Annotated in this window: 12 protein-coding genes; 8 read left to right on the top strand and 4 right to left on the bottom strand. The window is 69.4% G+C overall.

What is annotated here, in order from left to right:
* Positions 1 to 10: 10 nt before the first annotated feature.
* Positions 11 to 364, bottom strand: coding sequence for a helix-turn-helix domain-containing protein (locus J5V96_RS14800; protein ID WP_208504742.1), 354 nt, complete (start codon positions 362 to 364; stop codon positions 11 to 13).
* A gap of 199 nt (positions 365 to 563) precedes the next feature.
* Between J5V96_RS14800 and imuA' the strand changes: the two genes are divergently transcribed.
* From imuA' to J5V96_RS14780, 4 genes are read left to right on the top strand one after another with little or no spacing between them, the layout of a single operon-like run.
* Entirely contained in the window at positions 564 to 1,289 is a 726-nt protein-coding gene (imuA', locus tag J5V96_RS14795; RefSeq protein WP_208504740.1) for a DnaE2-dependent mutagenesis accessory factor ImuA', read from the top strand.
* Complete coding sequence (locus tag J5V96_RS14790) at positions 1,286 to 2,866, top strand: DNA polymerase Y family protein (protein WP_208504738.1); 1,581 nt, start codon at positions 1,286 to 1,288, stop codon at positions 2,864 to 2,866. The genes imuA' and J5V96_RS14790 overlap by 4 nt, the downstream gene beginning before the upstream one ends.
* Positions 2,866 to 6,279 carry an error-prone DNA polymerase gene (locus J5V96_RS14785; protein ID WP_208504736.1) on the top strand — a complete coding sequence of 1,138 codons (3,414 nt, stop codon included), beginning with the start codon at positions 2,866 to 2,868 and terminating at the stop codon, positions 6,277 to 6,279. The genes J5V96_RS14790 and J5V96_RS14785 overlap by 1 nt, the downstream gene beginning before the upstream one ends.
* Before the next feature lie 36 nt (positions 6,280 to 6,315).
* Entirely contained in the window at positions 6,316 to 7,248 is a 933-nt protein-coding gene (locus J5V96_RS14780; protein WP_208504734.1) for a 5'-3' exonuclease, read from the top strand.
* 6 nt (positions 7,249 to 7,254) lie between these two features.
* Here J5V96_RS14780 and J5V96_RS14775 read toward each other — a convergent pair whose 3' ends face one another.
* From J5V96_RS14775 to trpD, 3 genes are read right to left on the bottom strand one after another with little or no spacing between them, the layout of a single operon-like run.
* Positions 7,255 to 8,499: an MFS transporter gene (locus J5V96_RS14775; protein ID WP_208504732.1), complete on the bottom strand. Its 1,245-nt coding sequence runs from the start codon at positions 8,497 to 8,499 to the stop codon at positions 7,255 to 7,257.
* Entirely contained in the window at positions 8,496 to 9,488 is a 993-nt protein-coding gene (locus J5V96_RS14770) for a PHP domain-containing protein (protein ID WP_208504730.1), read from the bottom strand. Before J5V96_RS14770 ends, J5V96_RS14775 begins: the two co-directional genes overlap by 4 nt.
* Positions 9,489 to 9,492: 4 nt before the next feature.
* Positions 9,493 to 10,563 (bottom strand): anthranilate phosphoribosyltransferase, encoded by a 1,071-nt coding sequence (trpD, locus tag J5V96_RS14765; RefSeq protein WP_208504728.1) that lies wholly within the window; start codon positions 10,561 to 10,563, stop codon positions 9,493 to 9,495.
* A gap of 129 nt (positions 10,564 to 10,692) precedes the next feature.
* Between trpD and ctaE the strand changes: the two genes are divergently transcribed.
* The 4 genes from ctaE to qcrB are packed head-to-tail and all read left to right on the top strand — an operon-like array spanning position 10,693 to position 14,934.
* A complete protein-coding gene (gene ctaE, locus J5V96_RS14760) occupies positions 10,693 to 11,322 on the top strand; it encodes an aa3-type cytochrome oxidase subunit III (RefSeq protein WP_208504726.1) in 630 nt (209 codons plus the stop codon).
* Between the two features lie 21 nt (positions 11,323 to 11,343).
* On the top strand, positions 11,344 to 12,144 hold the full coding sequence (qcrC, locus tag J5V96_RS14755; RefSeq protein WP_208504724.1) for a cytochrome bc1 complex diheme cytochrome c subunit: 801 nt from the start codon (positions 11,344 to 11,346) through the stop codon (positions 12,142 to 12,144).
* A 43-nt stretch (positions 12,145 to 12,187) separates the two neighbouring features.
* Positions 12,188 to 13,261 carry a cytochrome bc1 complex Rieske iron-sulfur subunit gene (gene qcrA, locus J5V96_RS14750; protein WP_208504722.1) on the top strand — a complete coding sequence of 358 codons (1,074 nt, stop codon included), beginning with the start codon at positions 12,188 to 12,190 and terminating at the stop codon, positions 13,259 to 13,261.
* Positions 13,261 to 14,934: a cytochrome bc1 complex cytochrome b subunit gene (gene qcrB, locus J5V96_RS14745; RefSeq protein ID WP_208504714.1), complete on the top strand. Its 1,674-nt coding sequence runs from the start codon at positions 13,261 to 13,263 to the stop codon at positions 14,932 to 14,934. The genes qcrA and qcrB overlap by 1 nt, the downstream gene beginning before the upstream one ends.
* Positions 14,935 to 15,004 lie beyond the last annotated feature (70 nt).

The raw sequence follows: 15,004 nt of genomic DNA, 5'->3' as shown, positions 1-15,004 counted from the left end.
CGTCGAGGGGTCAGTACTCGAGGGCGCCGTTGCCCGCGTAGTAGCGACGACGAGTCTGCATGTCCCGTGTGCTGTGGCCGTAGGGACGGCGCGTATCTGGCATGTCCTCGGGCACGACATCCTCGACGAGCTGCCAGAGCGGCACCTCGAGCGCGACGGCGATCTGCATGAGGCTCAGCAACGTGGGGTTGCCGTGGCCGCGTTCGATGCGCTGAAGATGGCGCACGTCGAGGTCGGCGCAGTCGGCGAGCGTGGGGCGGCTCAGGCGTGCACGGCGGCGCAGCTTGGCGATGCGCTCACCGACCTTGGCCGCTGCAGAGGACTGCGGATCGACCAGCCGCGCGGAGGAACTTGGCTCTGTCATAGATGACATCGTGGCGATATTTCCCTTCTCCTGCAGGGGCACCTCTGCCCACTCAGTGGGTGTATTCGGGCGTCCGATCTCGCTGGCATGCTTCCCACCCACCCAGTGAGCACCTCCCCGGCGAATGTCGGATGTACGAACTAGCGTTCCCTCTGAGGTCGACTTCTTCGAACATCAGTTCTACTCTTGAAGGATGGGGATGGCACTTCCAGAGACCGCCTCCCGGGCGGAGGCCGCGAGATCGCAGCAGGCCGATGTGCAGCGCCTGAGGGCGCAGATCACACGCATGCAGCAACGCCGCGCGCAGGTCGATGCGGTGCCGGTGCATGAGACCCTCGCTCCCCTGTTTCCCGAAGGAGGGCTGCGCCCCGGCGCCGTCTACAGCCTCGACACCTCGACCAGCCTGCTGCTGGCGCTGATGTCCGCCCCCTCTCGCGCAGGTTCCTGGTGCGCCGCGATCGGCATGCCCGAGCTCGCGGCCGAAGCGGCCGAGGCGTACGGCGTCGACCTCGAGCGATTCGCGCTCGTGCCCGACCCCGGCGAACGCTGGCTCGCCGTCGCTTCGGCCGTGGCCGAAGTCTTCCCCGTCGTGGCCGTGCGCCCTCCCCGCGCAGCCCGCGACTCGGACACCGCCCGGGTGAGCGCCAAGCTGCGCGACCGCGGCGGGGTGCTTCTCGTGCAGGGAACATGGCCGCAGGCGGAGGCCGTGCTGACGCTGAGCGATCCGGCGTGGTCCGGCCTCGGCCAGGGACACGGCCTGCTCGCTGCCCGCGAGGTCACGATCTCGGCGACGGGACGCCGCTTCCCCGTCGCACGCACCGTGCGCGTGCAGCTGCCCGGGCCTCTCGGAGCGCCGGCCGCTGCCACAGGCCTCGCCCGCCCGACCTGGCGTCCCGTGGCCCGCCTTCAGGCGGTGGCGGGATGAACCCGACTCGCGTGATCGTCGTGTGGCTGCCCGACTGGCCGGTCACGGCACTGCACCGCAGCGAGGCGCGGGCGGCGACCCGCTCCCTCGACGGCACCGGCGCTCCCGAGGTCGACCCCGACGAACGGCCGATCGCCATCATGCACGCGAATCGTGTCGTGGCCTGCTCCGCCTCCGCCCGGCGCGAGGGTGTGCGCCGCGGTCAGCGACGCCGCGATGCCCAGGGAGCCTGTCCCCGCCTGCGTCTCGTGCCCGTCGATCCCGCCCGCGACGAACGCGCCTTCAGCCCCGTTCTGTCCCGCATCGAGCAGCTCACCCCGGGCGTGCAACCGCTGCGTCCCGGTCTGTTCGCCGTGCGTGCTCGCGGCCCCGCGCGCTATTTCGGCGGCGAGGAGTCCGCGGCGAGCGCCTTGCTCGATGAGCTGGCCGCGGCCGGTCTTCCGGACGCGCGCGCCGGTGTCGCGGACGGGCTGTTCACCGCCGAGCAAGCCGCGCGGCTGATGAGTCCGGCGTCGGTGCGCATCGTGCCTCGCGGTGCCTCAGCGGCCTTCCTGTCTCCCCTCACGATCGCGGCGCTGGCAGACGACGATCTGATCGCCCTGCTCGCACGGCTGGGCGTGCAGACGCTCGGCGGGTTCGCCGCCCTCGACCTCGCCGCCGTGCGTGATCGGCTGGGTGAGAACGGCGCCCGTCTGCATGCGCTCGCCGGCGGATCCGACTCGCGTCCGGTGGTGCCGAGGGTGCCACCACCCGAACTGGCGCGAGAGATCGAGTTCGATCAGCCTCTCGAGCTTGCCGATCAGATCGCCTTCGCGGTGCGCACCACGGCGGACGACGTCATCACGGGTCTCGATGAGGCCTCGCTCGTGTGCACGGAGGTGCGCATCGTGCTGCTCGACGACCGCGGGGGGCGCAGCGAGCGCACCTGGCTGCATCCGACCTGCTTCGATGCCTCCTCCCTTGTCGACCGCGTGCGCTGGCAGCTGCAGGCCACCCTCGATGGGGACATGCCGTTCGGCGGCGAGAACGGCGGCGTCACGTTCGTGCGCATCGAACCCGAGGCGGTCGACGACACCTCGCACCATCAGCCCGCGCTGCTCGGGCAGGGCCCCGACGAGCGGCTGCACCACGCGATGTCGCGCGTGCAGGCGATGCTCGGCCACCGCGGAGTCGTGACCCCGCTGCTGGCGGGGGGCCGCTGGCTCAGCGAGCGCGAGCGACGCGTGCCATGGGGCGATGCCGAGCACCCGGCCCAACGGCGTGACCTGCCGTGGCCGGGGAGCCTGCCCCAGCCCCTCCCCAGCGAGGTGTACCGCCCCCGCCGTCCCGCTGCGGTGACGGCAGCCGACGGATCCGCGGTCGCGGTCGACGCGCGCGGCGGTGTGTCCGCCCCTCCCGCGGCGCTCGACAGACGCCGGGTGCTGGCCTGGGCCGGACCCTGGCCCGTGGTCGAGAGGCAGTGGGATCCGGATCGCGCGCGTCGCGCGCATCGCTTCCAGCTGGTCGATGCGGATCAGACGGCCTGGTTGCTCGTGCTCGAGGACGAACGCTGGTGGATCGAAGGGAGATACAGCTGATGGGATGGCAGAACCCGCCGGTCTCCTGGTCCGAGCTCGAGCGCGCCCTCAGCGGCCGTCGCCCCGACAGTCGCCCCGCAGGCGCGGATGGCGGAGACAGCCCCGCATGGAGCCGTAAGCGCGAGGCCTACCAGGCGCCGTCGCTCGAGCGTCCCGAGGACGCCGTCCCCTATGCCGAGCTGCACGCGCACTCGTCGTTCTCTTTCCTCGACGGCGCCTCGTCTCCCGAGGAGCTGGTCGAGGAGGGCGAACGCCTCGGCCTGCACGCGCTGGCCGTCACCGATCACGACGGCTTCTACGGTCTGGTGCGCTTTGCCGAGGCCGCCGAGGAGACCGCGGTGAAGACCGTGTTCGGGGCCGAGCTGACTCTGGGGCTGCTTTCCCCCCAGAACGGTGTCGCCGATCCGGTCGGCGAGCATCTGCTCGTCCTCGCGCGTGGCGAGGAGGGCTATCGGAGGCTCGCGCGAGCGCTCACGCACGGACAGCTGCGCGGGGCCGAGAAGGGCCGCCCCTTCTACGACCTCGACGAGCTCGCTCAGCAGGCCGACGGACAGTGGGCGATCCTGACCGGATGCCGCAAGGGCTCCGTCCGTCAGGCGCTCGCGCGGGACGGCTCACCCGACGGCGAAGCCGCGAGGGCGCTCGACCGGCTCGTCGACCTGTTCGGACAAGACAACGTGCACGTCGAGCTGACCGATCACGGAGATCCGCTCGACTCCCGCCGCAACGACGCGCTCGCACAGCTCGCCTCCTCCCGGCGCCTGCCCGTGATCGCAACGAACAATGCGCACTACGCGAGCCCCGAGAAGGCGCGGCTCGCCGCCGCGGTCGCCGCCGTGAGGGCGACCCGCAGCATGGCCGATCTCGACGGCTGGCTGCCTTCCCACGCCTCGGCGCATCTGCGCTCCGGCGCCGAGATGGCCGCACGCTTTCTCCGCTACCCGGGTGCCGTGTCGCGCACGGTCGAACTGGCCGACGAGCTGGCGTTTCCTCTGCGGCGTATGAAGCCCGCGCTCCCGAAGCAGGAGGTGCCCGCAGGCCACACTCCGATGTCCTGGCTGCGCACGCTGGTGTGGGACGCCGTTCCTCGCCTGTACCCCGATCTGGCAGAGGAGGACCGGCTCCGCATCGAGAAGGAGCTGCGAGTCATCGAGCAGAAGGACTTCCCCGGCTACTTCCTGATCGTCCACGACATCGTCGCCGAAGCGAAGCGCCGCGGCATTCTGTGCCAGGGGCGCGGATCCGCCGCCAACAGCGCCGTCTGCTATCTGCTCGGCATCACCGCGGTCGATGCGATCGCGTACAACCTGCCGTTCGAGCGCTTCCTCTCGACCATGCGCGACGAGGAGCCCGACATCGATGTCGACTTCGACTCCGACCGTCGCGAGGAGATCATCCAGTGGGTCTACACGAAGTACGGGCGGGAGAATGCGGCGCAGGTGGCGAACGTCATCCAGTACCGGCCGAAGAACGCCGTGCGCGACATGGCCCGCGCCCTCGGGTTCTCTCCCGGACAGCAGGATGCGTGGTCGCGCCAGGTCGAGGGATGGGGCGCGGGTCTCGAGACGGGACCGGATCACGACATCCCGGATCAGGTGATCGAGTTCGCCACCGAGCTGCTGAAGGCGCCCCGGCACCTCGGCATCCATTCGGGCGGCATGGTGCTCACCGAGCAGCCCGTGGGAGAGGTCGTGCCCATCGAGCACGCGCGGATGGAGGACCGCACGGTGATCCAGTGGGACAAGGACGACGCGGCCTGGATGGGGCTGGTGAAGTTCGACCTGCTGGGGCTCGGCATGCTCGCCGCTCTGCAGCACTGCTTCGACCTGATCCGTGAGTCCACGGGTGAGGAGTGGACGCTCGCCACCCTGCCGAAGGAGGAGGCCGCGGTATACGACATGCTCTGCCGCGCCGACTCGATCGGGGTGTTCCAGGTCGAGTCGAGGGCGCAGATGGGTCTGCTGCCCCGCCTGCAGCCTCGCCGGTTCTACGACCTCGTGATCCAGATCGCGCTCATCCGCCCCGGCCCCATCCAGGGCGGTGCTGTGCACCCGTTCGTGCGCCGCAAGATGGGTCTCGAAGAGGTCACCTACGACCACCCCAAGCTCGAACCGGTGCTCAAGCGCACTCTGGGCATCCCCGTGTTCCAGGAGCAGCTCATGCAGATGGCGATGGCCGTCGGCGAGTGCTCGGGCGAGGACGCCGATCTCCTGCGTCGCGCGATGGGCTCCAAGCGGGGCAAGGAGAAGATCGAGAAGCTGCGAGAGAAGCTCTACGCCGGCATGGCCTCGAACGGCATCACCGGGCCGCTCGCCGACGGCATCTACGCCCGGATACAGGCGTTCGCGAACTTCGGCTTCGCCGAGTCGCACTCGCTGTCGTTCGGGCTGCTCGTGTACGCCTCGTCCTGGATCAAGCTGCACTACCCGGCCGCGTTCCTCGCGGGTCTGCTGCGCGCGCAGCCCATGGGGTTCTACTCCCCCGCCACGCTCACCGCCGACGCCCGCCGCCACGGCGTGGAGGTGCGTCGTCCCGACCTCAACCTCTCCGGCGCGACCGACGGACTCGAGGCGATCGGCGACGGATCCGGCCCGACAGGACTCGACGCCTGTCTCGCCCGTGTGCATCCCGCACCGGGGCCGTTCGATCGCGCCGCTCCGGATGAGACGCTCGCGCACCGCCGCGACGGCGGCTTCGCCGTGCGGCTGGGCCTCGGCGCCGTCACGGGAATCGGCGCCGACACCGCGCAGCGCATCGTCACCGAGCGCGAGCGCGGTGGCCCCTACCGAGATCTGCACGAGCTCGTGCGGCGCACCGGCATCACGCAGAAGCATCTCGAGTCCCTCGCCACCGCGGGTGCGTTCGAATGCCTCGGGCTGACACGTCGCGAGGCGCTCTGGCTCGCGGGCTCCGCCGCTCAGGATCGCCCCGAGTTCCTCGCGCACACCGTCACTCCCCTGGGGATCGACGGTGTGCAGCCGCCGCTCTTCCCCGATCCGACGAGCTATGAGCAGCTGGCCTCCGATCTCTGGGCCACGGGACTGTCGACCACGGATCATCCGCTCACGCACTTCCGCGGTGGCCTCGATGCGCGCGGCGTGCTGACCTCCGCGGGCATGCGCACGCACGAGACGGGCCGCCGTATCGAGGTGGCTGGCCTCGTCACGCATCGTCAGCGCCCCGCCACGGCCTCGGGCGTCACGTTCCTCAACCTCGAGGACGAGCATGGTCTCGTCAACGTCATCTGCTCGGTCGGCGTCTGGAACCGGTACCGCCGCATCGTGCGCGACTCTCCTGCACTCATCGCCCGCGGCATCCTCGAGCGCTCTCCCGAGGGGGTCACCAACCTCCTCGCCGACGCCTTCGAGGATCTCCGCGTCGGCATCTCCCACCACGCTCGCGACTTCCGCTGATCCGGGCTGTCCGACCCACCTGACAGACTGATCCCCGTGACCTCGCGCCTGATGCTGCTCGATACCGCGTCCCTCTACTTCCGGGCCTTCTACGGGGTGCCCGACAAGGTGCGCGCGGCCGACGGCACATCGGTGAACGCCGTGCGCGGGCTGCTCGACATCATCGCGAAGCTCGTCACCCTGTACGAGCCCACGCACCTCGTGGCGTGCTGGGACGACGACTGGCGTCCGCAGTGGCGCGTCGACCTGATCCCCTCGTACAAGGCGCATCGCGTCGTCGAGGTGGTCGCCGCCGGTCCGGATGTCGAAGAGGTTCCGGATCCCCTGGAGACGCAGATCCCGCTCATCCGCGAGGCCCTCGCGATCCTCGGCATCGCCACCATCGGCGCCCCCGAGCACGAGGCCGACGACGTCATCGGCACGCTCGCCACCCGCGCGACGCTGCCGGTCGACATCGTCACGGGCGACCGTGACCTGTTCCAGCTCGTCGACGACGAGCGCGATGTGCGCGTCGTCTACACGGCACGCGGCATGAGCAACCTCGAGATCGTCACCGACGAGGTGGTGGTGGCGAAGTACGGCGTCCACGCCGCGCAATACGCCGACTTCGCCACCATGCGCGGTGACGCCTCAGACGGTCTTCCGGGCGTCAAGGGCGTCGGCGAGAAGAGCGCCGCCAGCCTCCTCGCCGCCCACGGCGACCTGGCGGGCATCCGCGCCGCCGCCGTTGCCGGAGAGGGGATGTCCGCAGGCGTACGGGCCAAGTTCGCCGAGGCGGCCGATTACCTCGACGTGGCGCCGAAGGTGGTCGCCGTCGCGACCGATCTCGCCCTCGGGGAGATCGCCGACGCGATCCCCGCACTCGATGAGGCCGCGGTCGACCGCGCGCGCGAGTTCGCCGAGCGCTGGAACCTCGGCAGCGCCATGGAGCGCGCCCTCACCGCTCTGGCGAGCGCTTCGCACGGCTGATCCCGGTCAGCGCCGGACGCGCGCCACCGCCGTCATCAGGCAGATGGTGAACCCCAGCGCAAGCGACAGCGTGATGGTCAGCGGCGCGGTCCACGCGCCGGTCGCGTCGTGCACCGCACCCAGCACGGGTCCGCTCGCCGCACCCACCAGGTAGGCGGCGCCCTGCACCAGCGCCGACATCGCGGCGGCCTCGGCGTCCGACCGGGCGATGCCCACCATCACGGTGAAGATCACCACGAAGCCGCCCGCGTGCGCGACACCTCCGAGCGACACCCACAGCGGGAAGAGCTCCGGTGCGAGCAGCATGCCCGTCGACAGTGCGATCCAGCAGGCCGCCACCACGCCGGCGGGCACCGCCAGCGGCAGCCACCGCGCCAGGGCCGGCACGATGAACGCCCCGACGATCGCGACACCCTGGAAGATCGACGCCAGCGCCCCCGCCCCGGCGGGCCCGGATCCGGTCATGTCGCCGAGCATCGCCGGAAGCCAGGTCGACATCCCGTAGTAGCCCGCCGACTGGCAGCCGAACGCGGCCACCAGCAGCCACACGGTCGGATTGCGGACGACGTCGCCGCGGCGGCCCATCACCGGAACCGGACCCGTCAGCATCACCGCCTCGGATCGCACCACGCCGCCGGACGCGCGCTCGTCCCAGCGCACGCCGGGGATCCGGTCACGCCACAGGTGAAGCGCCCAGAGCCCGATCCCGAGCAGCGTGAGCACGCCCCACAGCAGCAGCGCGACAGACCAGCCGGTGGCCTCCGCGATACCCGCGGTGGTGAGCGTCGTCAGCAGGGACCCGCCGTTCAGCGCAGCCGTGTATGCCGCCGTCACCGTCGCGACGCGCGGCGCCGGCACATCGCGGCCGATGATCACCGGGATGACCACGTTGCCGATCGTGATGCTCGCGCCGATCACGATCATCCCGGTGATCATCCATCCGAAGCCGGGGACGGCCCGGATGAGCGTGCCGACGGCGACGCCGATGAGACAGGCCAGCAGCGCCAGCTCGGCACCGGCACGCCGGATCGCGATTGCCGCGAGCGGTGTGATGGCCGCGAACATCAGTACGGGGAACGTGGTCAGCAGCGAGGCCGTCGCCCCGTCGAGCTCGTAGTCGCGGGCGATGTCCCTCAGCACCGGTGTGACTGACAGGATCGGCCCACGCAGGCTGAGCGCGGCCACGAGAACACCCGACACGACCAGCCATGGGAGCGCCCGGCCCGCCGCTGCGGTTCCCGCTCGCGTCATGCTCCCCACGCCCAGGCGCGCAGCCGAGCGAGGGGCCAGGTGGTGACGATGCGCTCGACCGGCACGCCGAGCCGCTCGGCCCGCTCGGCGCCGTGGTCGATCAGCGAGAGCTGCCCCGGCGCGTGAGCATCGCTGTCGATCGCGAAGAGGCATCCGATCTCCATCGCCAGCGCGATGAGCTCGTCCGGCGGATCCATGCGCTCGGGGCGGGAGTTGATCTCGACGGCCACGCCGTGTTCTGCGCACGCCTTGAACACCGCTCGGGGGTCGAAGGTCGACTGCGGGCGCGTGCCGCGCGATCCGGAGACGAGCTGGCCCGTCACGTGCCCGAGCACCGTCACGTGCGGGTTCGACACGGCTGCCACCAGTCGCCGCGTCATCGCCGCCGACTCCATACGCAGCTCGGAATGGGCCGATGCCACGACGATGTCGAGTTCATCCAGCAGGGCCGGCTCCTGGTCGAGCGAGCCGTCGCTGAGGATGTCGACCTCGATGCCGCTGAGCAGCGAGAAGTCGTTGAACTCGAACTGCGGCACGATCTCCAGCTGCTGCCGCAGTCGCTCGGGTGAGAGCCCGCGTGCGACCTTCAATCGCGGCGAGTGATCGGTGAGCGCGAGGTACTCGTGCCCCAGCGCCCGGGCTGCGGCGACCATCTGGTCGATCGGCGTTGTGCCGTCCGACCACTCGCTGTGGGAGTGCAGGTCGCCGCGCAGCAGCCCTCGCAACTCGGACTTCCTCTCGTCGCCCAGGCGCTCGCGCAGATCCCGCAGGTAGTCGGGGACCTGCCCCGCCAGCGCCTGCTCGATCACGGCGAACGTCGAATCGCCGATGCCCTTCGCCCTCCGCAGGCGGTCCGGATCCGTCCGGGCATCCTCGTCGAGCACCGCCACCGCCGCAGCGGCCGTGCGGAAGGCCTTCGCCTTGAACTTCGACGCGCGCTCGCGCTCGAGGAGGAATGCGATCTCGTTCAGCGCCTCGATCGGATCCATGGCATCAGGCCCCGGCCGTGGCGCCCAGCTCGCGGGAGGCCGAGATCCAGGCCTCGAGCTTCGCCGTCGCACGACCGTCGTCGATCGCGGCCGCCGCGTCGCCGAGTGCCTCGACGAGGCGCTCGACCATACCGCGCTGCATCTGCATCGGATCCTGCGCGAGACGATAGGCCACCATGCCCGCCGCGGCGTTCAGAAGCACGATGTCGCGCACGGGGCCCTGCTCACCCGAGAGCGTGCGGCGCAGCACGTCCGCGTTGTGGTCCGGGTCGCCGCCGAGCAGATCGTCCATCTTCGATGCGGGCAGACCCACATCGCGCGGATGGATGTCGAACTCGTGCACGTCTCCGCGCGAGACCTCCCAGATGCGGCTGTAGCCGGTGGTGGTGAGCTCGTCGAGACCGTCCTCGCCCCGGAACACCAGCGCCGTCGCGCCGCGCGTGCGGAACACACCCGTGATGAGCGGCACCACATCGGGATTGGCCACACCGACCGCATTGGCCTCGGCGCGGGCCGGGTTCACGAGGGGCCCGAGGAAGTTGAAGACCGTGGGCACGCCGAGCTCGGCGCGCACGGTGCCGGCGTGGCGGAAGCCCGGGTGGAACGCCGCCGCCCACGCGAACGTGATGCCGGCGCGGTCGAGCACCTCGGCAACCGCGCCGGACGGGAGGCGCAGATCGATGCCCAGAGCGCTGAGCACGTCGGACGAGCCCGACTTCGAGCTCGCCGCCTTGTTGCCGTGCTTGACGACCGGGACTCCCGTCGCGGCGATGACGATCGACGCGGTGGAGGAGATGTTGACGGTGCCGAAGCGATCGCCGCCGGTGCCGACGATATCGAGCACGTTCGGGTCGACATCGAGCGGAACGGCCGCATCGAGGATCGCGTCGCGGAACCCGATGACCTCTTCGACCGACTCGCCCTTGGCGCGCAGGGCGAGCAGGAAGCCGCCCAGCTGCGCCGGCGTCGCACGGCCCTCCATCACCTCGCGCATGGCCCAGGTGGCTTCCGACACGCTGAGATTCGTGCGAGAGAGAAGAGTCGTGAGCACATCCGCCCAGGTGGGTTCCGCCATACGAGCGATCCTAGTCAGGCGGATTCACGGGGCTTTCATCACCCCCGCTCAGCCGGATCCGAGCGAGACAATTTCGACGCGGTGTCGAAGTTGCCGAAAACCCGCCGCGAGATCGGCAATAATGGTCGGGTGACTGCACCAGCTACGTTCGCCCCGGCTCCCAGAACAGTGAAGCGACCCGACACCGTCGCCGTCGGCACGATCGTCTGGCTCGGCAGCGAGGTCATGTTCTTCGCGGGCCTGTTCGCCATCTACTTCACGCTCCGCAGCACGTCGCCGGAGCTGTGGGCTGAGCGAAGCGCCCTCCTGAACGTGCCCTTCGCGCTGGTCAACACGATCATCCTGGTGCTGTCGAGTGTGACCTGCCAGCTCGGCGTCTTCTCGGCCGAGGGCGTGCGCTTCAAGAACGCCTTCGTGCAGCGCCTCATCGACTGGGGCGTTGTGCCGTGGTTCTGGGTGTCCTTCGCCCTGGGCGCGTTCTTCGTCTCCGGCCAGGTGTGGGAGTACACCACCCTGGTGTCGGAGGGCATGCCGATCAGCTCCGACTCGTACGCGTCGGCCTTCTACCTCACGACGGGCTTCCACGCCCTGCACGTGACCGGTGGCCTGGTCGCGTTCCTCCTCACGATCGGCCGTTTCTACGCGGTCAAGCGCGCCCGTCACAAGGAAGCCGTCACCGCCATCGTCGTGTCCTACTACTGGCACTTCGTCGATGTCGTGTGGATCGCGCTGTTCTTTGTCATCTACTTCCTCAAGTAAGAGCGGAGCTACATCACCCTTATGGCACGAGAGAAGAAGAGCCGCTCCAACGGCCGACGCTCCCCCCTTGCCGCCGCTGCCCTCATCGGCATCGGCCTGCTCATCTCCGGCGGCGTGTACGCCGGCGCGACGGCCGCGGTGGCAGCCACCAGCGAGACCAAGGTGCAGACCGCGCTGACGGCGGAGGACGGCGAGAAGCTGTTCCAGGCCAACTGCGCCACCTGCCATGGCATGAACCTCGAGGGCACCCCGAACGGTCCGTCACTCGACGGCGTGGGCGAGCTCGCGGTGCACTTCCAGATGGCCACCGGCCGCATGCCGATGCAGCGTCAGGATGTCCAGGCTCCGCAGAAGCCCGTCCAGTTCACGGAGGAGCAGATCCTCGCGATCGGCGAGTTCGTGCAGGACTCGGCTCCCGGCCCTGAGTTCCCCGACGAGCACTACCTGGACGGCGAAGGCGACATCGCTCGAGGCGCCGAGCTCTTCCGCATCAACTGCGCGATGTGCCACAACGTGGCCGCCGCCGGTGGCGCGCTCACCGAGGGCAAGTACGCCCCGGACATCCAGGACACCAGCGCGCTGCACATGTACGCGGCGATGGTCACCGGTCCCCAGAACATGCCCGTGTTCAGCGACATGAACCTCACCCCCGAGGACAAGCGCGACATCATCTCGGCACTGCTCTACCAGCAGGAGCAGCCCGCGACCGGCGGATTCACCATCGGCTCGCTCGGCCCCGTGTCGGAAGGTCTCTTCGTGTGGATCTTCGGCATCGGCGCGCTGATCGCGATCACCGTGTGGATCACGGCGAAGTCGAACTGAGCCGCTGAGCATGACCAACGAAGAAGACGTGACGAGGAACCCCATGGCTCACGACACCGACGCGCACGAGGTGGAGGCCTACAAGGCCCACCCCGGCCTGGCCGTCTCGGTCGCCGACCCGGTGCAGAACCCCGGTCTGCCGCCGCACCGCACCCGCATCACCGACAAGGACCCCCGTGCCGAGCGCATGGCGAACCGCGTGGTCTACACGCTGTTCTACGTGTCGGTCGCTGCGAGCCTGTGGGCCGTCGCCGCCTACATGCTGTTCCCGATCGAGGACGGATCCGCCTCGTCGATCCGCTACAACAACCTCTGGATCGGTCTCGGCATCGCCGCCGCCCTCCTCGCCATCGGCGTGGGCGCGATCCACTGGTCCAAGGCGCTGATGAGCGACAAGGAGTACGTCGAGGAGCGTCACGGCACTCGAGGCTCCGAGGAGACGCGCACCGCCGTCGTCGACTCGCTGCGTCTCGCCAACGAGGAGTCGGGCTTCGGTCGTCGCAAGATGATCCGCAACTCGCTCTTCGCGGCAGTCGGCGCGTCGATCCTCCCCGGCATCACGCTGTTCCGCGGCCTGGCCCCGCATTCCACGCCCGACAACCCCATCGCGGGCGACCCGGTGGCGCTGCTCAACCAGACTCTGTGGGACAAGGATGTGCGCCTGGTGCGCGACCCCACAGGCGTCCCGATCAAGGCCTCGGACGTCACCATCGGCTCGGCGTTCCACGTCATCCCCGAGAACCTCCTCGAGCTCGGCCACAACGAGGGCATGCTCAATGAGAAGGCCAAGGCGATCGTCCTCCTCATGCGTCTGCTCCCCGAGCAGCTCAAGGAGGAAGAGGACCGCAAGTCCTGGTCGTACGACGGCATCGTCGCCTACTCCAAGGTCTGCACCCACGTCGGCTGCCCCGTCGCCCTGTACGAGCAGCAGACGCACCACCTGCTGTGCCCCTGCCACCAGTCGCAGTTCGACGTGACGGAGCACGCCAAGGTCATCTTCGGCCCGGCGGCCCGCCCGCTGCCGCAGCTGCCGATCACCGTCGACGCTGAGGGCTACCTCATCGCCCAGAGCGACTTCCACGAACCCGTCGGCCCGAGCTTCTGGGAGCGTCATTGATGAGCACCACTACTGCCCCTGAGAAGACCGAGGCGGAGGCACCGCTCGGCGGCAAGTTCGTCTCCGCCGCAGCCAACTACCTCGACGAGCGCACGAGCATCTCCGGCTTCGTGAAGGCTCTCGGCCGCAAGGTCTTCCCCGACCACTGGTCGTTTATGCTCGGCGAGATCGCGCTCTGGTCGTTCGTCGTCGTGCTGCTGTCCGGCACCTTCCTGACGTTCTTCTTCCAGGCGTCGATGGCCGAGACCCACTACACGGGCGCGTTCGAGCCCATGCGCGGCATCGCGATGTCGTCGGCGCTCGAGTCGACCCTGCGCATCTCCTTCGACGTGCGAGGCGGCCTCCTGGTCCGCCAGATCCACCACTGGGCCGCCCTGGTCTTCGTGGCCGGCATCGGCGTGCACATGCTCCGCGTGTTCTTCACCGGCGCGTTCCGCAAGCCGCGCGAGCTCAACTGGGTGATCGGCTTCGTGCTTTTCATCCTCGTGATGGCCGAGGGCTTCACGGGCTACTCGCTCCCCGACGACCTGCTGTCGGGCAACGGCCTCCGCATCATCGACGGCCTCATCAAGGGTCTGCCGATCATCGGCACCTGGACCTCGTTCCTGTTCTTCGGTGGCGAGTTCCCGGGCAACGCGATCGTCGGCCGCCTCTACACGCTGCACATCCTGATCCTGCCGCTGCTGGTCATCGCGCTCGTCGCCGTGCACCTGCTGCTCATGATCGTGAACAAGCACACCCAGTTCGCCGGCCCCGGCCGCACGAACGGCAACGTCGTCGGCTACCCGATGGTGCCCGTCTACATGGCCAAGATGGGTGGCTTCTTCTTCATCGTGTTCGGCACCGTCGTGCTGATCGCGTCGCTGGTGCAGATCAACCCGATCTGGGCGTACGGTCCCTACGACCCGTCCCCCGTGTCGGCCGGCACCCAGCCCGACTGGTACATCGGCTTCGCGGATGGCGCGCTGCGTCTGGCTCCCTCGAACTGGGACATCCAGCTCGGAAACTTCACGCTGTCGCTCGGCATCCTGATCCCGGTCATCGTGCTCGGTCTGTTCATCGTGCTCGTCGCGATCTACCCCTTCATCGAGGCGTGGATCACGGGCGACAAGCGCGAGCACCACATCGCCCAGCGTCCGCGCAACGCCGCGACCCGCACCGCGATCGGCGCCGCCGGCGTCGTCTTCTACGCGATCCTGTGGGCCGCTGCCTCGTCGGACATCATCGCGACGCACTTCATGCTCACGATGGAGGGCGTGATCCGCTTCCTGCAGATCTCGCTCATCCTGATGCCGGTGGTCGTGTACTTCATCACGAAGCGCATCGCCCTGGCACTGCAGAAGAAGGATCGCGAGATCGCCCTGCACGGATACGAGTCGGGTCGCATCGTGCGCATGCCCGGCGGCGAGTACCGCGAGGTGCACCGCCCGGTGAACGTGTACGACCGCTGGAAGCTGGTCGACGTGGAGAACTACGCTCCGCTCGTCCTGCGTCCCAACGACCAGGGCAAGATCCCCTTCGGCGAGAAGCTGCGTGCCGGTCTGTCGCGCTGGTTCTTCGAGGACCGCCTCACGCCGCTGACGCAGACTGAGCTCGACTCGGCCGTGGCCCACCAGAACCACGAGCTGCACGAGTACGGCCCCAGCCCGCGTGAACTCGAGTCGGGTCACTGACTCTGATCGCCTCCCAGCGCCCCCGGTCTTCGGACCGGGGGCGCTGTCGTCTTCGGGCCTGGGTCTCGGC

It is taken from the genome of Microbacterium stercoris (assembly GCF_017592545.1).
In the GTDB taxonomy this organism is placed as follows: domain Bacteria; phylum Actinomycetota; class Actinomycetes; order Actinomycetales; family Microbacteriaceae; genus Microbacterium; species Microbacterium stercoris.
The sequence above is the reverse complement of the archived record's forward strand: the minus strand, read 5'-3'. Positions and strand labels throughout refer to the sequence as shown.